This is a genomic window from Paenibacillus sp. FSL M7-0134 (assembly GCF_038007865.1).
Taxonomy (GTDB): domain Bacteria; phylum Bacillota; class Bacilli; order Paenibacillales; family Paenibacillaceae; genus Paenibacillus; species Paenibacillus polymyxa_B.
In genome coordinates this window covers 500745-523718 of record NZ_JBBOXV010000001.1, presented here as the reverse complement: position 1 = coordinate 523718, position 22974 = coordinate 500745, and the positions used below count along the sequence as shown (strand labels likewise).

Annotated in this window: 14 protein-coding genes; 13 read left to right on the top strand and 1 reads right to left on the bottom strand. The window is 45.6% G+C overall.

Annotation, left to right across the window (positions count from 1 at the left end; all coding sequences use genetic code 11):
* Positions 1-155: 155 nt before the first annotated feature.
* The 13 genes from NSQ58_RS02175 to NSQ58_RS02115 all read left to right on the top strand — a co-directional run bounded on the left by NSQ58_RS02175 (position 156) and on the right by NSQ58_RS02115 (position 11721).
* Positions 156-527, top strand: a complete 372-nt coding sequence (locus tag NSQ58_RS02175; protein ID WP_160788494.1) for a flagellar protein FlaG — start codon at positions 156-158, stop codon at positions 525-527.
* Between the two features lie 12 nt (positions 528-539).
* Entirely contained in the window at positions 540-2054 is a 1515-nt protein-coding gene (gene fliD / locus NSQ58_RS02170; protein ID WP_160788495.1) for a flagellar filament capping protein FliD, read from the top strand.
* Between the two features lie 17 nt (positions 2055-2071).
* On the top strand, positions 2072-2455 hold the full coding sequence (gene fliS, locus NSQ58_RS02165) for a flagellar export chaperone FliS (RefSeq protein ID WP_160788496.1): 384 nt from the start codon (positions 2072-2074) through the stop codon (positions 2453-2455).
* Positions 2455-2799 carry a hypothetical protein gene (locus tag NSQ58_RS02160; RefSeq protein ID WP_160788497.1) on the top strand — a complete coding sequence of 115 codons (345 nt, stop codon included), beginning with the start codon at positions 2455-2457 and terminating at the stop codon, positions 2797-2799. Before fliS ends, NSQ58_RS02160 begins: the two co-directional genes overlap by 1 nt.
* Positions 2800-2913: 114 nt before the next feature.
* Positions 2914-4704 carry a motility associated factor glycosyltransferase family protein gene (locus NSQ58_RS02155; protein WP_341057732.1) on the top strand — a complete coding sequence of 597 codons (1791 nt, stop codon included), beginning with the start codon at positions 2914-2916 and terminating at the stop codon, positions 4702-4704.
* A 21-nt stretch (positions 4705-4725) separates the two neighbouring features.
* Positions 4726-5721, top strand: a complete 996-nt coding sequence (locus NSQ58_RS02150) for a UDP-N-acetylglucosamine 4,6-dehydratase family protein (RefSeq protein WP_341056811.1) — start codon at positions 4726-4728, stop codon at positions 5719-5721.
* Positions 5722-5747: 26 nt separating this feature from the next.
* Positions 5748-6482 carry a glycosyltransferase family protein gene (locus NSQ58_RS02145; RefSeq protein ID WP_341056810.1) on the top strand — a complete coding sequence of 245 codons (735 nt, stop codon included), beginning with the start codon at positions 5748-5750 and terminating at the stop codon, positions 6480-6482.
* A complete protein-coding gene (gene pseG / locus NSQ58_RS02140) occupies positions 6479-7522 on the top strand; it encodes a UDP-2,4-diacetamido-2,4,6-trideoxy-beta-L-altropyranose hydrolase (RefSeq protein WP_341056808.1) in 1044 nt (347 codons plus the stop codon). The genes NSQ58_RS02145 and pseG overlap by 4 nt, the downstream gene beginning before the upstream one ends.
* Before the next feature lie 15 nt (positions 7523-7537).
* Positions 7538-8005, top strand: coding sequence for a GNAT family N-acetyltransferase (locus NSQ58_RS02135; protein WP_341056807.1), 468 nt, complete (start codon positions 7538-7540; stop codon positions 8003-8005).
* A complete protein-coding gene (gene pseI, locus NSQ58_RS02130; RefSeq protein WP_341056805.1) occupies positions 7998-9047 on the top strand; it encodes a pseudaminic acid synthase in 1050 nt (349 codons plus the stop codon). The genes NSQ58_RS02135 and pseI overlap by 8 nt, the downstream gene beginning before the upstream one ends.
* A gap of 26 nt (positions 9048-9073) precedes the next feature.
* Complete coding sequence (locus NSQ58_RS02125; RefSeq protein WP_160788504.1) at positions 9074-10021, top strand: dTDP-glucose 4,6-dehydratase; 948 nt, start codon at positions 9074-9076, stop codon at positions 10019-10021.
* Positions 10022-10051: 30 nt separating this feature from the next.
* Positions 10052-11236, top strand: coding sequence for a UDP-4-amino-4,6-dideoxy-N-acetyl-beta-L-altrosamine transaminase (gene pseC / locus NSQ58_RS02120; protein WP_160788505.1), 1185 nt, complete (start codon positions 10052-10054; stop codon positions 11234-11236).
* A 287-nt stretch (positions 11237-11523) separates the two neighbouring features.
* Entirely contained in the window at positions 11524-11721 is a 198-nt protein-coding gene (locus tag NSQ58_RS02115) for a cold shock domain-containing protein (RefSeq protein WP_013312263.1), read from the top strand.
* Between the two features lie 159 nt (positions 11722-11880).
* Here NSQ58_RS02115 and NSQ58_RS02110 read toward each other — a convergent pair whose 3' ends face one another.
* Positions 11881-22956 carry a DUF7507 domain-containing protein gene (locus NSQ58_RS02110; protein ID WP_341056802.1) on the bottom strand — a complete coding sequence of 3692 codons (11076 nt, stop codon included), beginning with the start codon at positions 22954-22956 and terminating at the stop codon, positions 11881-11883.
* Between the last annotated feature and the right edge of the window lie 18 nt (positions 22957-22974).

Genomic DNA, 22974 nt, shown 5'->3' with positions numbered 1-22974 from the left:
TAAAGGCTCTGCATCTTGCAGAGCCTTTTTTTGTTTTTTTGTATTATTTTTCATAAATAATCTAAATCATTAACCGATATATAAAGTAGGACATCTAATATGAGTAGAAGAGATACAGTGTGCGACATACCATTTTATGAGCGAGGGGTTATGTTATGGAACCGTTGATACCGGCCAATGCAGGAGGTATAACACCGATTCACCTTTCTGCCGGAACTCCAAAGGAGGAGACAGTTACTGATCCTCCAATAACTTCTGAAGAAGGTGTAGTCCAGTCTGTAATTCCTGCAAAAACACAGCTGACACACGAGCAAACCATTCAGCAGTTGCAAAAAGCAATTGATGCGATTCAAGGTCCGCAAAAAATGTTTGAAATATCTGTGCACGAAAAAACCCACACCATTATGATTAAAGTTTTGAACAAGGAAACAGGTGATCTCATTCGTGAAGTTCCGCCAGAAAAAATTTTGGATGTAGCAGCAAGAATGATGGAGATTACCGGGATTATCGTCGATAAAAAAGGATAGGGAGGAACGTTCATGGTAACGAGAATAACTGGTTTAGCATCTGGTATGGATATAGATTCAATGGTTAAAAAGTTGATGACAGCTGAGAGCGCTCCACTCGACAAGCTGAATCAACAGAAACAGCTCATGGAATGGAAGCGTGAAAACTATCGGGAGACCAGTGTGAAACTGGTTACCTTTTCACAAGAACTAAGTAAGCTTGGCATGAGTAGCTCGATTAGCGCTCAGAAGGCGAATGTTACCGGAAATACGAGTGCAGTTAGTGCAAGTGTTTCTTCAACGGCCAGTGGGGTGTTGGATGTAAAAGTGGCCTCGTTGGCAACAGCATCAAGCGCTACTTCTTCTGCAGCTATTGAACTCAATGCTTCTGCACCGACTGATTGGGGAACTGTTAAGCTACAGGATATTAAAAATTCGGGAATTTCAGGAACCGTCCCAGTAATAGTCAAAATAGGTTCAGGAGCCTCAGAAGCATCTATAGAAATTGATCCTGTCAATGAAACGATTGATTCCTTTGTCGAAAAAATCAATTCAAATAAGCAAGCTGGTGTGAGTGCCATCTATGATTCCGCCACAGGTAAGGTTTCTTTAACAAGTAAAACGACTGGGGCCAAAGATATTGAACTTAGTGGAGATATATTCACAGCTTTAAAGCTGGGGAGTACCATCACAGGTGGCGAAGATGCTAAACTCACTGTAAATGGTTTGGATATTACAAGGTCCTCCAATACCTTCACGATGAATGGTGTTGAACTTACGCTTAATAATGCCAGTGGGAGTACTTCAACACGCATTGAGGTTGCCAAAGATACGGATAAGCTGGTTGAATCGGTTCAGAAGTTTGTTGATGCGTACAATGATGTTCTCTCTACGTTGAATAATAAAGTTAGTGAAGAACGATACAAAAAATATGCACCTTTAACAACTGCCCAAAAAAAGGACATGAGTGATGATGAAGTTAAACAATGGACTGATAAAGCTAAAAGTGGAATGCTTAAAAATGACAGTATTTTGCAGAGCGCAGTAGCGGATATGCGTAGTGCAATGGTTCAGGGAGTTAAACTGGATGACGGTACAACAATTAGTCTTGCTCAGCTCGGTATAACTACAGGTACGTATCAAACAAAAGGGAAACTTGTTTTAGATACAGATAAGCTGAAAGCTGCTTTAGATAAAGATCCTGATATTGTGACCAACTTTTTCAGCAAGCAGGATTCTGCTACAGCACAAAGTAATAAATATACAGATCAAGACGGAATTTTTGCGCGTATGAAAAAAATCTCCAATACTGCGCTGCAAAAGTTAGCTGACAAGGCAGGAACTTCAAAGGTAAGCACTGATCTTAGTGCTTCATTCATTATCAGCAGCACGATGGGACAAGAACTAACGGGTATTGACAGAAGGATTACCGATATGACAGCCCGATTGAATATGATGGAAACGAACTACTACAAAAAATTCACAGCTATGGAGACGGCAATTAATAAATATAATAGCACTTCTTCTAGTCTGTCCAGCTTTAGATAAATAAGGAGGTCATACATTTGATTCAATCCCCTTACCAGAAGTACCAGCAGGCTCAAGCCCAGACTGCCTCCAAGCCTAAACTTCTGATTATGCTGTATGATGGGGCAATCCGTTTTACTCGGGCAGGTATAGACGGGATTTTAGATAAAGATTTCGGGAAAGCGAACTATAATCTTTGTAAATCACAAGCTATCATCCATGAATTAATATCTGCATTGAATTTTGACTATCCGATTGCACAGGAGTTATTAAGAATTTATGAATATATGTTGCATTGTCTGATTGAATCTAACGTTCATAAAGATGTGTCTAAAGCCCAGGAAGTAGAGGAACATCTAACAGATCTACGTGAGGCTTGGGTCGAAGTGAGCAAACTTCCAAGCTCGGTCACAGGTAGCTAATGGACAGTAACAATATTCAAGACCTCATTCAAGCACTAAAAGAAATGACAATAGAGACAACTAATCGGCTCTCAATCATAGAAGAGGAAGAGTTGGTCGCTTTTGTCGATCGTAGACAGGAAATTGTGCATTCAATGGAGAAATATCGTGCTTTACTCACTGAGGAAGACAAACAAGAAATTGGACTGATCTTAGATATGGATGGACCGATATTAATGCGCATGAATAAGTTGAAAGATGAAGCGGGTAGTTGGATGGAGAAAAAAGGGAACATTCGTGTTCAACAAAATGCTTACCAGCGTGCTTATTCCGTTGATAGTCTTTTTATAGATCACAGGAAGTAAATGGTGTTATAATCTCTCTCAGGCATTACTGGGAGGGATTTTTTTATTTGAAGGTTCAATCCTTCATGCTACAGTCCGATATACTAATTAAGAAGAATCATTATGAATGGTGGTATGGTCTTGACAATTTTATCATTAAATCTGACTGCTATACAGAATCGTTTTCCACATGTTGCTAGTACAATACTCTCACTTGAACCAATTGGGACCAAGGATCACAAGACTTATAATGAGCCTATAGAAAAAGATCATATTTGGCTAGAGGCGGTTCAGCAATCGGTAGAAAATATAGAATGTGTTTTTGTTTATGGATTTGGACAGGGTCTTGGCATTGCTGACATCCTTGAAATGTACCCTGACCGCTTGCTTTTTGTATATGAGCCTGATGAATACCAGTTTCTAAACTCCATTAGCAGTTATGATATGCGGAGCCTTTTAGAACACCCCAATTTGTACTGGCTGGCTATTGGTGAGTCGCAATTGAATTCACTATTTTATATGGCTTCTGTCCATATGCAGCGTGAACTGGCTTTCGTAGCTCTCCGTCATTATCTCGAGGTTGAGATGGATGTATTACGTGATGTTAAAGAAAAATTGGAAGAATACAATCACACCTATGAATCAAATCAAATTACTCTTCATCTTTTTCGACAGGACTGGATTCGCAACAGCATGTATCAGATGGCTGGAATGCTATCCTCGTACTCTATTGATGATTTTAAATTTTCTTTTCCTGGAAGCACGGCGTTTATTATTGCATCGGGGCCATCGCTTCAGCAAGATATTGAGTGGGTTAAGCGAGTGCAACCTCATGCGCTTGTTATAGCAGCAGGCTCTAGTATTCAAGCACTAGTTAAAGAGGGAATACAGCCACATTTAGCGGTCACGCTGGATGGTGGTATTATCAATGATAAGGTGTTTTCTCAGCCTGGGACGCTGGAAGCACCATTATTATATGGGTCTACCTCTTATTATGGTATTACGGATCGTAAGCAGAAAGATACCATCCATTTTGTATTAAGTAATGATCATATTTCGCAGTATTATTTAGGAATTGATCGGGCACAGGTGGCTATAACGGCGACACCAACCGTAGTGGGTTCTGCTATACAAGCGGCTGTATGGCTGGGGGCTCGACGTGTTGTACTGATGGGGCAGGATTTATCCTTTCCAGGTAATAAGTTCTACGCTGATGGAGTAGGGCATATTGAAGCATCCCGCAATGCATCCATCGTGGAGAAGGCACCACAGCAGGTATTGAACGTGCACGGTGAATATAATGCCACGAACGAAAGCTTCTTGTTTATGAAAGACGCACTAGAGAATTTGTTTGTAGTCTTATCCAATATTGAATTCATTAATACGACTCGTAATGGGGCAGCGCTAGAGGGAACTATATGGAAGCCGATTGAGGAAGTATATGATATGATTGCCGATGAACATGTTGAGTGCGATGCAATAGCCAATATTCAACGTAATCAACCCTTTATTATAAATGACAATCGTATCGAAGAGGTTAAAGGGAAAATACAGCATACGCTCAATGATTTTTCTCAATTCCGGGATGAATTGAAAGTCATGTTGAAAACGATTGGGAATATTAGAGAATGGAGCCGAATGAAGCCGCTGAAATGTCATAATGCGATTGTTGAGATTGAACAACGCTGGACCAGTATTGTAAGTAGAGATTGGTTTGTTCCTATTATAGAAACCGTGCTTCCGCTGGAGATTGGCTTATTTGACCAGCAGCAACCTCTAATCGCTATAGAGCAAAATCTTTCTCGCAAAGCTGATATGATATATGAACATTTAGGAAAGCTAGCGAATGAGGTAGTGAGTAAAATTCCGATGCTTGAAGAGTTGTTTGTAGAATCGATTCGTAGAATAGATGATATAAAGAGTTAAAGGACAAGGGACGTGTTCAACATGCAGAAGGAAACCTACAAAGGGAAGAAGATATTAATCACAGGTGGAACGGGGACAATAGGGCGCCAACTGGTACAGAGACTTTTGAAAGACGAGCCGAGTGTAATTCGTATTTTCAGCCGTGATGAGCATAAGCAGTATGAAATGAATATCGATTTTCAGGCTCATTCTAATCAATTGCGTTATCTGATTGGTGATGTGAGGGATCAGCAAAGATTAATGAGGGCAATGGAGGATATTGATTATGTTTTCCATTTAGCCGCAATGAAGCACGTTCCTTCGTGTGAATATAATCCGTTTGAGGCTGTACAAACCAATGTAATAGGTACACAAAATGTCATTCAGGCTGCACTAGAGAATGGAGTGAAAAAGGTTCTTTTCACAAGTACAGATAAGGCCATTTCTCCGACCAACACTTATGGCGCGACTAAATTAACCGCGGAGCGCCTGATTTCGGCTTCTGAATATCAAAAGGGTTCCAAGTCTACTGTGTTTTCTTCGGTTCGGTTCGGAAACGTGATGGGTTCTCGCGGTTCCGTTATCCCGTTATTTAAAAAACAAATTTTAGAAAATGGTGTAATTACCATTACCGATCCTGAGATGTTGAGATATATGATGACTCCTTCGCAAGCGATTGAGTTAATCCTGCAGGCTAATGAGGCAGCCCAGGGTGGTGAGGTATTTGTCCTGAAGATGCCAGTTGTGCGAATTGCGGATCTGGCGGAAGCGCTTATAGAGACGGTGTCGGAGAAATACAAGCTAAATGATAAAGTAGCTATTAAATATATCGGTCTCCGTCCTGGAGAAAAACGTTATGAGGAATTAATGACCATCGATGAACAGTTAGTTGCGTTAGAATCGGAAAATATGTTTATCATTCCACCTGCTTTTCAAGGGAAAAATCAATCTATAAACAAAGAGATTACTGAGTTAGAGATGAATCCCATTAATAAAGCGGTTGTTGTTGATTGGTTATATGATGAAAGTCTTATATAAGAATACAACAGAAAGTATGGGGACTTATGAATATTGTAGCGATCATTCAAGCAAGAATGGGATCTACTCGCCTTCCAGGAAAAGTTGATTTGAATTTACTGGGTGTAACAGTACTTGAGCGGGTTGTAGAAAGAATAAAGAAAGTAAAACAAATTAATAAAATTGTAGTGGCAACTACTGATTTAACGGCAGATGAAACAATAGTAAATCTGGCTCATAAAGCAGAGGTTGAAGTATATCGTGGTAGTGAAAGTGATGTGCTAAAACGCTACTATGAAGCGGCTGTCACACATAATGCGGATGTGATCATTCGCATTACTTCAGATTGTCCTGTGATAGATTCTGTGATTATTGATGAGCTAATCGCAAACTATATTACTGGTTCTTATGATTATGTCAGTAATACGATTGAGCGTTCTTACCCAAGAGGATTGGACGCAGAGGTGTTTTCTTTCGCTTCTCTAGAAAAAGCACATATGGAAGCGAAGAGTGTGGAGCAAAGAGAACATGTGACACCCTATATTTACCAAAATCCAGATCGATTTTCTATGCTAAGTGTTACTTGTGCGAAAGATTACTCTAATTATCGCTGGACTTTGGACACAACTGAAGATTGGGAGCTAATTCAGCAGATATATACCTATTTTAGGGATAGGGACAGCTTTGATTGGCAGGATATTGTGGAACTAATGGAGACTCGCCCAGAAATTGCCCTTATTAACTCGCATGTGGAGCAGAAGAAGCTCAAGGGGGAAGAATGAAATTTTTGATTAGAGCGGATGCCTCTGTTGCAATCGGTACAGGACATGTGATGCGTTGTTTAGCCTTAGCAAAATCACTGATAATCTCAGGAAGAGAAGTGGTTGTTGTCTTTCAACAAATGCCTGATCACTTAGTTGAGAAAATTAAACAGATTGGTTGCATTCCGTTCTATTTAAACAGCAAATATCCGGTAGGATCAATTGAGGATGCTGTGTATGTAAGCTCAAAAGTCAATAATGCTTTTCAGAATGGTTTTGATTGGTTGATTATTGATCATTATCAAATCAGTGATATATGGGAAAAAGAGATGTCTCGGATTGCTAAGAAACTTTTAGTAATTGATGATTTAGCTAATCGAGCGCACATTTGCAACATCCTTTTAGACCAAAATTTATATGAAATTTCTGATTCAAGATATAATGAACTAACGAATAATGCAAAACAATTGATAGGACCAAGTTATGCTTTGTTAAGAGATGAATTCCATCTGGAACGTCAGAAAGTTAAAACAAGAAGCGGCACCATTCGACGGGTATTGGTCACTTTTGGAGGGACTGATCCTACTAATGAGACGCTGAAGTCTCTTTATGCGTTAGATAAAGAAGGGTTACTGGATAGCAATCTGAATTTTGATATACTAGTCGGTCAATCATATGCTCATCTCAATGAATTGAGAAAGATTGTTGATTCAAAAAAAAGGTTGAGTCTGCATATTCAATCCAATTCTGTTGCAGCTATTATGAATAAAGCTGATTTAGCCATTTGCTCTGGGGGGACCTTGACTTGGGAACGATATTGTATGGGCCTTCCGGGTTTGGTTATAGCGGTTGCTGAAAATCAGATTCATAATGCTATTATGGGAGAAAAGTTAGGGATAGACAGATTCTTGGGTTTCCACTCCGATGTTAGTGATGGTCATATTGTGAACAATTTAAAGGATTATGAAGGTGACTTAAAGAACAATAGCTTAACAGCGTTTAATATTGTTGACGGCAGAGGAGTAGAGAAAGTAATTAAAAACTTGGAGGATACTATTTAAATAAGTGGGGATCATATGGAACTTCGAAGCGCGACCTTAAATGATTCGATCATCATTTTTAATCTAAGAAATGATTTAGACACTAGAAAAAATTCATTTGTCACGGACGAGATTCCCTATGAAGAGCATAGACATTGGTTTGAAAAGTCATTAGACACCAAAACAAGGAAAATTCTCATTGCTTATGAAAATGAAGCCTTAATAGGCGTAATTAGGTTAGACTTAAAGAGTGACAATGAAGTGGTAATTAGCATAAATATTGATCCAAGTCTTAGACAAAAAGGATATGCTAATAAAATACTATGCGAAATTGAAAGTTATACAACCTCTTGGAATAATAAAGTAAGGATTCTGACTGCTCTGATAAAGCCAAGCAATATTGCTTCAATTAAATTGTTTAGTAAGAGGGGTTATGCTGTCGTTTCAAAAGATAAGGAAGAAATAATAATGTGTAAAGAGCTTAGGGGGGAATGTCTTGACTGAATTTAACATATTGAACAGGGAAATAAGCACCAATACTCGTCCCTTCATCATTGCAGAAATGTCAGGAAATCATAATCAATCATTGGAGCGTGCCTTGCGTATTGTGGAAGCAGCGGCAGCTGCGGGGGTAGATGCTCTAAAAATTCAAACCTATACTGCTGAAACTATGACTCTTAATATAAATTCAGGAGAATTTTTTATTAAGGATGAGGATAGTCTGTGGGAAGGCAAGAGCCTATATAATTTGTATCAGGAAGCATACACTCCATGGGAATGGCATGAACCTATTTTTAAGAGATGTAATGAGTTGGGGATTATAGGGTTTAGTACTCCCTTTGATGCTACAGCGGTAGATTTTTTAGAATCACTTAATGTTCCGGCTTATAAAATAGCTTCATTTGAAAATACGGATATTCCATTAATTAAAAAGGTAGCCTCTACGGGAAAACCTGTGATCATCTCTACTGGAATGGCTACTATAGCAGAATTAGAAGAAGCTGTTCAAGCAGTGAGAGAAACAGGGAATAATCAAATTGTATTGTTAAAATGCACTAGTACTTATCCCGCATCACCTGAAAATACGAATATACGTACAATTCCTCATTTAAAGGATTTATTTAATACCCAAGTAGGATTGTCTGATCACACTATGGGAGTGGGAGTTGCTGTTACTAGTGTTGCGTTAGGTGCTACTGTAATAGAAAAGCATTTTACTTTGTCTAGAGCTGATGGAGGAGTAGATTCAACGTTCTCGTTGGAACCAGATGAAATGAAGTCACTAGTTATGGAAACTGAAAGAGCTTGGCAATCTCTCGGGGGGATCTCGTATGGAGCAACGGATGCAGAAAAAGCTTCTCTTCAATTCCGAAGATCATTATATATCTCTGAAGACTTGCAGGCGGGAGATATTCTCACAGATAAAAATGTGAGGGCAATACGTCCAGGTTATGGTCTCCCGCCTAAATATATAGATCAGTTATTGGGAAAACCAGTTCGTAAGAATGTATTAAAAGGGACGCCTATCAGTTGGGATATCTTATGAATTCAAAAAATAAAGGAGGATAAAATATGAATATTCTACTTACTGGTGGTGCAGGATTCATTGGGCGTTGGGTTGCCAAGCGCCTGCTGGAGGATGGGCATCAGGTTTGGATTGTCGACGATTTGTCGAATGGTCGTGAAGAAAATTTGTCGGAATTGGTCGAACATAGCAACTTCAAGGCATTCATCAAAGGGAGTATTTTGGATGAAGCGCTGTTGGAACAGTTGTTTGAAGAGCATTCGTTTGAAATTTGCTACCATTTGGGAGCTTCTATAAATGTACAGGATTCTATTGATGATCCACGCACTACTTTTAATAATGATACGGTAGGAACTTTCGCAATCTTGGAGCAGTGCCGCAAGCACCACACCAAGGTAGTTTTTATGAGTACATGTATGGTATATGACCGCTGTAGCGACGATCAAGGTATTAATGAGCTACATCCTACCAAACCTGCTTCTCCTTATGCAGGAGCAAAGGTAGCTGCTGAGAATATGGTACTGTCCTATTATTTCGCTTATGGTTTACCGACCGTGGTTATTCGTCCATTTAATACGTACGGCCCTTTTCAAAAGACAGGCGGTGAAGGGGGCGTAGTTGCGATTTTTATTAAAAACCACTTGGAAGGTAAAAATCTTAATATCTATGGAGAAGGCACACAAACCCGTGATCTTCTGTATGTTGAGGATTGCGCTCGCTTCGTTGTAGAGACAGGCTTTAGCGATCGTGTCAACGGTCAGATTGTCAATGCGGGATTGGGGCAAGATATTTCTGTGAATGATCTAGCGTTGCTTATTAGTGGGGACTCGTCGCGTATCAAGCATGTGGAGCATATCCATCCGCAAAGTGAAATTCAAAAGCTTCTGTGTAACTCGACGAAGGCGAAGGAGTTACTTGGTTGGGAACCGCGTATTAGTTTGGAAGAAGGTATCCGGCGTACGACGGTATGGATTCGTGAGAGCGGCATGATCTAGTTTGCTTCAAGTATAGAGGGGGTTAACAGGATGTCCAATGATGTAATATCTGGACCTGTGCGTGATACGCTGCTGCCCTATGGACAGCAATGGATTGACGATGAAGATATTCAAGCTGTAGTGGATGTACTCCGTAGCGGGTTTGTTACACAGGGGCCTGTGATTCAGCAGTTTGAGAGCAAGGTTGCTGAGTATGTAGGAGCCAAGTATGCAGTGGCGTTCACCAACGGAACTGCTGCACTGCATGGGGCATGCTTTGCCGCAGGAATCGGAAAAGGTGATGAGGTCATCACGACGCCGCTTACGTTCCTCGCTAGTAGTAACTGCGTGTTATACCAAGGAGGAACACCGGTGTTTGCTGACATTGATATGCATACCTACAACATTGATGCGGACCGGATTGCAGAGCGGATTACCAAGCATACTCGGGCGGTCATTGCTGTCGATTTTACGGGTCAGCCAGCTGAACTCGACAAGATATCGATGCTGTGCCGAGATCATGGGCTGGTATTCATTGAGGATGCGGCTCATTCTTTGGGTGCAGATTACCAAGGGAGCAAAGTCGGTTCATGGGCAGATATGACTATGTTCAGTTTCCATCCGGTCAAGCATATTACGACAGGCGAGGGTGGCATCATTGTGACGAATTCTGAGGAATTTTATCGAAAGTTGTTACTGTTCCGTAGTCATGGTATGACACGCGATCCACAGGAGTTGACAAAAAACGACGGCCCTTGGTATTACGAAATGCAGGAACTGGGGTATAACTACCGTATGACAGATATCCAGGCTGCATTGGGTCATTCCCAGATGGACAAACTGGATGCATTTGTAGAGAAGCGTCGCACGATCGCTCGGTTGTACAATGAAGCATTGAGTGAGTTGACAGGGATTGTCCTTCCTGAGCAGCTTGCTGGGGCATACTCCAGCTGGCATTTATACGTGATTCGTTGGCAACCGGAGCATTTTAATGCAAACCGGAAAATGATATTTGAGGCCCTACGGTCTGAGAATATTGGTGTAAATGTGCATTATATTCCTGTTTATCTGCAACCTTATTACCAACACCTCGGATACGAGGAAGGGTTGTGCCCGAACGCAGAGGAGTACTATCATACAGCGTTAACACTCCCTCTCTTTCCTAAGATGACAGATCAGGATGTACAGGATGTAATTCAGGCGGTTCGTAAGGTATGGACTAGATACACAAGATAGGTTGCTGAAGAAAATGTAACAAAGTGAGACCTTTACTTTAGTTGATTTATAGGGAAAATTTATTTTAATTTTTGATTCAAATTAATTTGTAAAGGGTAAAGGAGCTGAGAAGCTCCTTTATTTTTATATAAACTACCTTGACTAAGTTAATACCTAACCATAATTTGTGGTAAAAAAATGAATGAAAACATTATCAATTCCAATTGACAATGGATAACTTTGGGTGGTATAGTCGGAAATGTGGGCGAGAGCTTCACTTCATTTGATGACGAAGGGAATGTTAGTGCATGCAAGGTAAAGTAAAATGGTTTAACGCAGAAAAAGGTTATGGTTTCATTGAAACGTCTGACGGCGGCGACGTATTTGTACATTTTTCCGCAATTCAAACAGAAGGCTTCAAAACACTTGAAGAAGGACAAGACGTGGAGTTCGACATTGTCGAAGGCGCACGTGGACCACAAGCCGCTAACGTAACCAAATTATAATCATCCCCGGCATAGCCGACCTACATAATTGGTAAGATGGTTAGCAATGGATAACGCGCTAGCAACTGCCCTGGAAAATATTCCAGGGCTTTTTTATGTTTTCTAATTACATAAAAAAGCCCCTTACCCAGTGGTAAGGAGCTCGACACAATAGAACATTTACTCTAGAGAACCATCAAAGTCAGCCATCTCCACAAAAATGGTATTGGAGGAGGCAGATTGTTTCTCTACGCTTCCGTCTGGATAGCGGAATTGATAGCGCAGGATGACCTGGGCGATCAGATACGCGCGGAGCGCAGATTCGATGTCGAAAGAAAAGACGATAACGGCTTTGTGGTCTGGGTCAAGCCGACCTAACGGAATACCTTGGAGCAGGTTAGGATGCGGAAGCGGCACAGAATTCACGGTGACAGTTCGCAACAAAATGAAATCTTCGGCTGCAAATGGTGCAGTGAGCAAGAGTTCTTCCAGCGGAGTATTGCCGATGTTTTCCACATGGACGGTGAAGGACAGGGTATCTTCTTGCCCGACACGCAAAGCGCTGGAGCTAAGTGTAAGTTTAGGGATGGCTGCAATAACGGTCACGCCGACGGTGTTGGTTTGGGTTGTTTCCTGGATGGTCTCTCCTCCACTACGACGTGAGGTATATTCGATGGTGGCTTGGTTGCTGAATGTTCCCTCTGTTGGTGCTTCACGAATTTGTGCCTGGAGCGTAAGGGTGAGCGTCTCCCCTGGTGCAATATCCGGAAGCGTGATACCTGCGGCGGGATTAGCGCCTGGCTGTGCTTTTTCTTGGATAGTTAGGCTGTTGGGTACATAAATGAGTCCATGCGGCAACGGGTCTGTGAACAGCGGATACTGTGCTGGAATTCCTCCTTTGTTTGTAATCTGAATGGTGAAGGTGAGTATGTCTCCTACAGAGGCATCCGTGGTATTCACTTTTTTAACTAATTCGAGCAGTGGGAATACAACTGGGATGGTAACGGTATTCGTAGTCAATGTCCCTGATACGACTCTTCCTCCAGGTAACGTAAACGAGTAGGCAAAGGCAGCTTGATTTACGATGTAGCCAGATGGAGGCGTCTCCGATACGGTCACTTGATAAGTCAGTGTCAATGACTGTCCAGGTTCCACAGACCCCAGACTAACACCGACAGCAGGATCGGTTCCCAACAGTGATTGACCGTTCAACTGTATGCTGTCAGGAATCAATAGAGTCCCGGCAGGAATGAAATTTTGCAGTGTAACTTCGGATGTTACGTTGCCAAAGTTGTTGAGCAGTACCGTATAAGTAAGGCTTTCTCCTGCGATGGCCTCCGTATTTTCCGTAGAGATACTTGCGGCAAGCTGTGGATCAAAAACAGTTATAGTCACGGTGTTGCTGGTAACCTCGCTCGCACCCTCATTGCCAGCATAATGGAGCCGTACGCTATTGTTTAGACGTCCTCCGAGAGGCAGAGACTGAACGTTCACGCTGTAGGATACATCCATTGTCTGTCCCGCCTGTAAGCTGCCGATAAATAATGGTTCACCCGGCTTGCTAGAAGCAGGTGGAGAACCGTTAATTTTCAAGCTGTCCGGGTTTATGATGGTTCCAATCGGTACGTAATCGGCTAACACTACATCGGTAATGACTGAGCCTCCATCGTTAACAAGAGTCAGCTGATAAGGCACAGAATCGCTTAATGCGACAGTAGATACTGTTGTGCGTAGCACAGCTGACAAGGCTCCTTTACCAGTAGGGGCCACTTTAACTGAGACAGAAGGTGAAGCAGTTACCAAATTCATGCTTCGTCCGTCCGGCAGCTGGTAGGAGTAAGCCAGCGAAGCTTGATTCACCAGTGTGTCTGACTCGGAGGCACGAACGACAAGCGCGGAGAAGGCGGAAGTCGTTTTTTCTCCTGGTGCGATGGTACCTAGGGCAATGCCTTGCCCTGGACTGACCCCATAATGAGGGGTTCCATTAACCGAAACAGAGCCAGCAACAAAAGAAAGCTCCGATGGTAATGAGTCCGTCAACAAGCCAAAGGCACCGATATTTCCAGTATTTTCTGCAATGATGGAATAGGTGATGCTTTGGCCTGGCTGCACGCTCTCCGTGCTGGCTATTTTCGTCAGCTTCACCACAGGCTGGAGTACGGCAATGGTGACAGCATTGGACAAAACGGCACTCGCTTCTTCACTATTCGTGAGTAACAAGCGCGCCTGATTCGTACGCGGTCCTGGCTGTTCTGTTGCTGTGATACGGACATCAAAGGATATGACAGTCTTGGTATTCGCTTCTAACGGTGGCAAAGGTATGCCGGTGCCGGGATCGCTTTCTGCCACCGTAGATCCATTAATCTGAACTGAACCTGTAATAAACTCGATGTCCTCTGGCAAAGTATCCAGCAAACGGGCATCTTGCACGGTATTCGTATCCTCGTTGAGGATCACGAGTTCATACGTCAAGGTATCGCCAGTAGTGGCGAAAGGTGAGCTTACGCTTTTACTTAATGTGATGTCTAGCGGTGACACGGCAACCTCAACAATGTTGGATAAATGGAAACCGCCTGCCTCTCGCCCATCTGGTGCATTAAAGCGATAGTCTACCTCAGCCTGATCGACCAGTAATACGGTTGCAGGGATGGAAGATACCAGCACTTGGAAAGTGACGGTTGCCGATTGTCCTGGTGGTATGGCTGGAGTCGGGATGCCGGAAACTGGGCTTGCACCGGGAGCTGCAATGCCGTTAATCGAGACTGTGTTCGGAAGGAATACAGAGCCGTCCGGAATATTGTCACTTACAGTAGTTGAGGCTGCAATGTTACCCGTGTTGGATACGACAATCGTGTAAGTGATGATGTCTCCGACTGTGGCATTATTGGTATTGCTTGTTTTGACTGCTGTCAGGATCGGCTGGAAGACCGGAATGGTTATTACATTAGATGTTGAGCTACCAGTAAATGCCCCGCTGGTAAAGCTAACGGATGCCTGATTGTTTAATTGTGCCGGTGTGGGCAAGAAATCGACTCGAACCTGGAACGTAACAGTAGTAACAGCTCCTGGAGCGAGCGTACCGATGGCAATACCAAATCCAGGATTTCCATCAGGGAAGGAAGTTCCGTTTATGGTAACACTGCCATTTACAAAGGAGCTTCCCGCCGCAATCATATCTGAAACCACTATATTATTGGCTGTACTGATCCCATTGTTGGAGACAGCCAGTGTGTAGGTGATGATATCGCCAATAATGGCGTCGGTAGCCGCCGTTCCTTTGACAATGCTAACGTCTGGTGAGGATACAGAGATACTAACTGAATTGGATACCGCAGATCCGGATACAGTTCTGCCATCTGGTGGTTGGAAAGTGAATGAGCCTGATGCCTGATCGACCAGTACCTGTGGATTAGGCAGTGTATTGATAATGGTTTGGAACGTTACGGATACCGTTCCGCCTGGCAACACGGATCCAACTGGAACGCCAGTTTCGATGGACAATCCAGGTTGCGGACTGCCAGCAATGCTGACACTGTTGGCAAGGAAAGTCGATCCGGCCGGGATGTTATCACTGATGGTAAGCGCTGCTGCAATATTGCCGCTATTCACGGCTGTAATCGTGTAGGTCAGTGTATCGCCGACGGAGGCGTTAAGAGTGCTGGATGCTTTAGTAATTGCAATTAACGGTTGGAACACAGGTACGATGAGTGGATCGGAAAAGGCAGTGCCAGTGAACGTTCCGCTAGTAAACGTGACGGCTGCAATATCTGAGAGCAGTGGTGGCTGCGGCAAAGACTGGACAGTTGTCTGGAAACTGACGACGAATGTATTTCCAGGTGCGACGTTTCCGATGGCAATTCCAGCAACCGGAGAGGCATTAGGGAAGGCTACTCCGTCGATTAGGACACTGCCCGGAACGAAGGAGGTACCTGCAGGAATTGTATCGGTTACAACAGTATCTGTGACTGAATCCACGCCACTATTCGTGATGCTCAGTGTATATCTGATCGTATCTCCGACTACAGCGGCTGCCAGGCTGGATGTTTTAATTACCTGAATATTAGGTGCAGACACAGCAACGTTGACTGTATTCGATGTGACAGAACCGCTCAGTACTCTACCGTCAGGTGGTGAGTAGGTAAAGTCCGCTTGCCCTTGGTCGGTCAATATAGGCGGAGTTGGCAGAGACGAGACGATGGTTTGGAAACTCACTGTAATACTGCCTGAAGGGGCCAGTGATCCGAGCGTTATGCCTGTAACTGGCGAAGCTCCCGGGACAAGGATGCCGTTAACGACTACGCTGTTAGGCAGTAGTTCAGAACCTGCGGGGATGTTATCTGACAGCACAGGTATAACGGCAATATTTCCGGTATTAGTTAGCGTCAGGGTATAGACCAATGTTGATCCGATCTGTGTGTTGACGGTATTGACGGTTTTGGTCAGGCCGATGATCGGCTGATAAACAGGCAAGGTAACCGGATCGGATTGCGAAGACGTGGTCAACGCGCCTGAAGTAAAGCTAACGGTCGCTTGATTGGTTATTTGCGGCGGCTGCGGCAGACTAACGACGGAGACCTGGAATGTAACTGCTGCCGAACCACCTACTGCAATGGTGCCTACAGGGATACCGGAGCTTGGTGACGCAGCAGGTACAGAAGTTCCATTTACGGTTACGCTACCCGGAACAAAGCTGGTGCCGGGCGGCAGCTGATCAGATACAACGGCATTGACGACTTGACTGATTCCGTTATTCGTAGCAATCACAGTATACGTAATGGTATCTCCGACTACGGCATCTGTAGCGGATGCTGTTTTGATAACGTCCACATCTGGCGAAGAGACCGAGACGGTCACGGACGGAGATACTGCACTTCCAGTCAGGACACGACCATCTGGAGGTTGATAGCTGTAAGCTGCGGTCGCCTGATTGACCAATGTACCTGATGCGGGCAGTGAGGTAATGACTGCCTGAAAGGTCAGAGTGACAGTCGTAGCTGCACCTATGATACCTAATGGAATCCCAACACTTGGATCTGAGCCAGGTGCGGCGGTGCCATTGATCACTACACTATTAGGGATAAAGGCAGCCCCTGCCGGGATGGGATCACTAAGGACGGTATCTGCACCGATGTTTCCAGAGTTTGTAACGGAGAATGTATAGGTTACCGTATCTCCAACCGTAGCTCTTCCCGTTCCCGCGCTTTTAGTTACAGTGACGATCGGTTGATACACAGGGATGGTAACGGGATTGGATACCGAAAATCCATTAAATGCACCTGAAGTAAAGCTTACGGTCGCCTCATTGGTAATGGACGCTGGCGACGGCAGAGATTGTACGTTAAGCAAAAAGCGAATGGTAGCTCCGCCACCAGCTCCAAGCGTTCCGACAGGAATACCGTTTTGTGGGTTGGCTGTAACAACAGGCGTACCATTAATTGTAACGCTGCCCGGGACAAAGGCGGTTCCAAAAGGAATGGTATCCGTGACGATTACGCTAGTAACAGGATCGAGTCCGTTATTGAACGCAGTTATGACATAGGGGACAGAATCACCCACGACAGCGACAGCCACATCAGCTGCCTTCGTGACTGTTACATTCGGTGACGAGATCGGAATGGATACAGGCAGGGCCGCTCCGCTTCCGCTCAGCGTTCGTCCATCGGGCAATTGGAACGTGTAGCTCACAGTGGCCTGGTTGGTTAGTATGGAGCCAGGTGGTACTGATATGACCACGGCGCTAAACGAGACGGTTACCGTCGCACCTGGGGCGACCGAACCGATATTAATGCCTGTAATCGGGTCTGCTCCGGGAATGGGCGAACCGTTGACCAGTACGCTATTTTGATTCAGACTAAGCGAGCTGGACAACAGATCAAGCACGACCGTTTCTGCGGGCGCGTTGCCGGTATTGGTTACAGTGATGAAAAAGCCAAGTGTATTCCCTACGGTTGCACGATCTGCACTGAGGGTATTGGTCACATTCAAGATTGGCTGAAATACAGGCAGGCTGACCTGATTCGAGGCGGATTGACCTGCGAAAGCCCCGGAATTAAAGGAGACCGTTGCCTGATCCGTTGACAAACCTGACGCTGGCAAGGATGTTACCGTTGCCTGGAAGGTGACCGTTACTGAGCTGGCAGTAGGGATAGTGCCTACGGATACGCCTGTGGCGATGTTGGCTCCCGGTATAGTGACACCATTGACTTGTACGGAGTTAGGTATAAAAGTAGTGCCATCAGCAATCGGGTCGATAAAGACAGTTCCCGTTACGGGTGTAATACCGCTATTTACTGCGTTAATGGTATACGTAATGGTATCGCCGAAGGCTACAGAGGTCTGATTGACCGTTTTGGTCACGGTGACATTCGGATTGGATACGGGAATGAACACCGGATTCGATTGTGCGCTTCCATTTAATGTGCGACCGTCAGGTGGCTGGAAGGTGAATGTGGCCGAACCTTGATTTAACAGACCCAGGCCAGCAGGGACAGCGTTAATGACCACTTGAAAGGTAAGGGCGACAGAAGCCCCCGCTGCAATGTTTCCGACCAATACCCCTGATTGGGGATTGGCTCCAGCAACAGGCAGACCGTTCACGGTGACGCTATTCGGTATAAAGGAGGAACCAGATGGAATAGCATCGGTGAATGTGGCGGTCGCTGCTAGATTACCTGTATTTTGAGCAGTGAGTGTATAGACTACGGTGTCGCCTACCGTTGCTTGACTCGTATTTGCAGTTTTAACAAGACTGACAATAGGCTGGTAAACAGGGATGACAACAGTGTTGGAGAGTGATGTGAAATTCAGTGTACCGCTGGTAAAAGAAACTGTAGCCTGATCACTCAGCTGAGGTGGGTCAGGCAGGCTGTTGACAGATACGGAAAAGGTGACGGTTGTTGACGCACCAGCAGCGATGGAACCGATTGGAATCCCCGTTAAGGGGCTGGCTGACGGCAATGTCGTTCCATTTACAATAACCGAGCCAGGAATAAAAGTGGAGCCCGACGGGATCGTATCGTTTACCCGAACATCCGTCACGGTTTGGACTCCGCTATTGGTAGCTGTAATGGTATAGGTTATCGTATCCCCAGGAACGGCATCAGCTACCGAGGCGCTTTTGCTTACCTGTACATTGGGTGACGATACAGGAATTGTGACAATATTGGACGAAACATTGCCGTTAACAATCCGGCCATCCGGCGGTTGAAAGGAAAAGCTGATATTCGCCTGGTCGGTGAGTTGGGGAGGTAAAGGCACGGAAGTAATCACCACCTGAAAAGTTGTTTGAGTCACGGCTCCAGGTGCAATGGAGCCAATAGACAGACCTGCTTCGGGACTGGCACCGGGAACAGGAACACCGTTGACGACCACACTGTTCGGTACCAGTGCTGAGCCTGCGGGGATATTGTCTGTCAATGTGGCAGCAGCTGCAATATTACCGCTGTTGGTTACTGCCACAGAGTACGTTACGATGTTCCCGACTGTGGCTGATATAGGTTCTGCGGTTTTGCTTACGCTTAATACCGGAGCGTTCAAAGCCACTGTCACTGGGTTAGATACTGATACGCCTGAAAAAGCACCGCTGGTGTAGCTGGCACGCGATTGATTGGTGAGCTGCGGCGGACTTGGTAATGGAGAGGATACCGTTACCCTGAAAGTGATTGTAGCTCCCCCTCCAGCGGCAATGCTCCCAATTACGATACCTAAAGACGGATCTCCACTGGCTATTGTGGAGCCATTCAGCGTTACGCTACCGGCAGTGAATTGAGAGCCGGCCGGGATAGGATCGGAAACGACCACATTGCCCACGGTCTGGATTCCGTTGTTGAGTACGGTCAGGGTGTATAACACCGAATCACCCGGAATGGCGGTGAAACGGTCTGCAGTCTTCAAAATGGACACATTCGGCGCAGACACGGGAATGGATAACACGTTGGACGATGTGCTATCTGTTCGCACTCGCCCATCGGGCAAGGTAAAGGAAATGGCGGCGGTGGCCTGGTCTGTCAGTTGGGATGGTGTTGGAAGGGTAGCCACTACAGTTTGGAATGTCAGTGTGATAGGGCTTTGCGGCGACACGGTTCCGATGAAAATACCTGCTGCTGGACTGGCTCCGGGCTGACTAACGCCATTGATTACCACGCTGTTCTCCATAAATGTGGACCCGGCAGGAATAGCATCTGTCAGCGTTACAGAAGCATTATAGTTGCCGCTGTTCGTGACTAACAATGTGTACAGAATCGTGTCGCCTATCGTAGCTGCTGTTGTATTTGCAGATTTGACCACACTGATACGAGGCTGATAAACCGGCACAGAGACGGTATTTGTCTGGGATGTTCCGGTAAAAGCACCACTGGTGAAGCTGACACTGGCTGTGTTTTGCAGCGGCTGCACGGATGGAACGGCATTGACTAGCACGGCATAGGACACCTGCACGGATGCGCCTGCGCCAATGGTGCCGACTGGAATGCCACTTCTTGGGTCGGCTGTGCTCACAGGTGAACCACCGACGGTTACGCTTCCGGGCACAAATGACACGCTGCCGGGGAGTGGATCGGTAATCACGGTGTTTGTGATGGGGTCAATTCCGTTATTAACGGCGTTCACGCTGTAGGTCAGCGTTTCGCCAACACTAACGGATGTGAATCCCGCAGACTTGGTTACTGCTACGTTGGGAAGAGAAATCGATACGGAAACAATATTGGAGAGAAGCGAGCCCGACAGGGTTCTTCCGTCTTGCAACTGATATGAATATTGGAGCAGGCCCTGATCGTTTAATCCACCCCCGGGTGGTAGCGAATCCACTGTCGTCCGGAATGAGACTGTAATTTGTGCACCAGGGTTTACGGTGCCTACTGAAATTCCCGTATTAGGATTGGCGCCTGGCACTGAGGACCCGCCAACAATGACGCTTCCGGGAATAAAGGTGGAGCCTGTCGGTACAGTTTCCGTCAAGGTCGTGTTTAATACGGCTGTTCCGGTATTAGCGATGAGAAATGAATAAGTAATCGTCCCGCCAACGCTGGCACGGTTGGAGCTGGCGCTTTTGGTAATCGTCGGCGCTGCAATAACGACAGGTATGGTTACAAGATTGGACAAAGATGATCCGGTAAAGGCCCCGGAAGTGAAGCTGACAGTTGCACGATTGTTGATTTGTGCAGGAGAAGGTAGAGAATTAATGGCTGCCCGAAATACAACCGTAACCGATGCGCCTGGAGCTAAAGTGCCGATCGGAATACCGTTCACAGGTGTAGCAGTCGCAGAAGCAGTTCCGTTCACGGTGACGCTACCAGGTACAAAGGCAACTCCGCTTGGCAGCGGATCGGTAACGACTACATTGGTCACATTGGCGATTCCGTTGTTTGTGGCGGTTATGGTAAATTGAACAGTCTCTCCGACTGCGGCTGCCGCCAGGGAAGAGGCTTTTGTCACGGTCACATTTGGTGAGGATACGGGAATGGTGAGCGTGTTGGACGTCCCGCTTCCGTTCAATATACGTCCGTCAGGCGGTGTGAAGGTATACGTGTAAGCCGCCTGATCGGTCAAATTACCAGAGGCGGGAACCGCGTTGACGAGGGCCTGGAAGGTCACGGGTACAGTAGCACCTGTATTAATCGTTCCTACTGAAAAACCAGTAGCGGGATTGGCAGCAGGCACGGAAGAACCACCAATGGTCACACTGCCCGGTATGAAGGATGATCCGGCGGGAATGCTCTCCGAAAAGCTGAGATTTGCAGCAATGCTGCCCGTGTTGGATATCTGAAACGTGTACGTAATCGTATCTCCAACTGTAGCAGCCGTTGTATTGGCACTTTTAACAATTCCAATAACAGGTTGGTAGATTGGTGTACTGGCAGTGTTGGACGGAACGTTGCCAGAAATGACAGGTCCTCCAGGCACGGTTTGGAAGGAAAAGGATGCCGATGCTTGATTGCCCAGCTGGGTGTTTGCTGGCAATGAAGTGACGGTTGCACGGAATGTAATGGTCACCGTGGAAGCAGGAGCTACACTGCCCACTGTGATACCTGTAGCGGGATTGGCTGTTGGCTGGGCTGTGCCCGCGACAACAACACTGCCGGGTACGAAGGTAGCCCCAGCTGGTATGGTATCGGTAAGTACTGTGTTGGAAGCACTGACGAGCCCCGTATTCGAAATGTTAACCGTATAGGTCACAGTATCGCCAATAACCAAGCCTGTAGAGCTGGCAGTTTTGGTCAGGGTCACCAGTGGAGCATTGATATCAATTTGAATGGCATTGGCATTTACAGTGTAAATGTCACCATTTGTTGTCAGCTGGAGGACACCTGTGGTTTGGCTATTGAGCAGCGTGGAGGAAATATCGACATTGGTAATGTCCCAACCTTGCCGTCCACCCGTGACCTGCGTTCCAGGTGCTCCATTCACGGCATTAGTTGTACCGAAGGTCCCCGTCGTGACCAATGTACCGTCGTCTCCGTTAATTTGGGAAGCGAAAAAATTAGTCGAAAAATTATTAGGCCCAGACAGCGCAGTCAAACTCGATGTGGTAGGTCCAAACAACGCACGGTCACCCGTAATGTCCACGTCACCCTCTTGGGCGCTAATCAGCGCCCTACCACGCAAAGTCCCCTGCACAGGTGTGGCAAAGCCGCTCACCACTACATTGACCGAGCCTGTAGCGGTACTGACCCCTTCACCACCAACACGTAGCGACAGGTTGCGGAAGGGCAGAGACGGGTTATTGTACACCACAGCCAGCGTCCAGCCGGCATGGTTGGTGTTGGTGGAATCGGGAACCGTGATGGTGCCCGTCACATTTCCGACCGTATACGCACCAGCGCCACCTTGAATGACCAGATTTGTGACATTCGCTGTTCTCACATAGGTACTGAGACTAGTGACGTTGACCGATGTTGCAGATTCAGGACTGACCGTAGTAGATAAAGCAGGTGTCTGAAATGTGACAGGGTTGCTGGTGCTGGACAATACATTGGTACTGCCGTTGGCATAACTTCCTCCCCAAATAAGCTCAGCATACAGCACCGTACTGCCCGCAGGGAGCACAAGGAATGCTGTCGATGAGTTACTGGTAAAGGTAGAAGTCGTGCCAAATGGATACGTACCGAAGCGAGAGGCTGTATTAGTTGTGATGAACGCGCCAATGCTGGTCGCTGTTCCCGGCACTCCTACCGAATTAGAGCGTGCCAGCCCAAGTGTATTCCCTATAAAGGTGACAGCCCCCGTCTGGTTCGTTACGTAACGCTGAATAAAAGCCATGGATTAGCTTCCTACTTT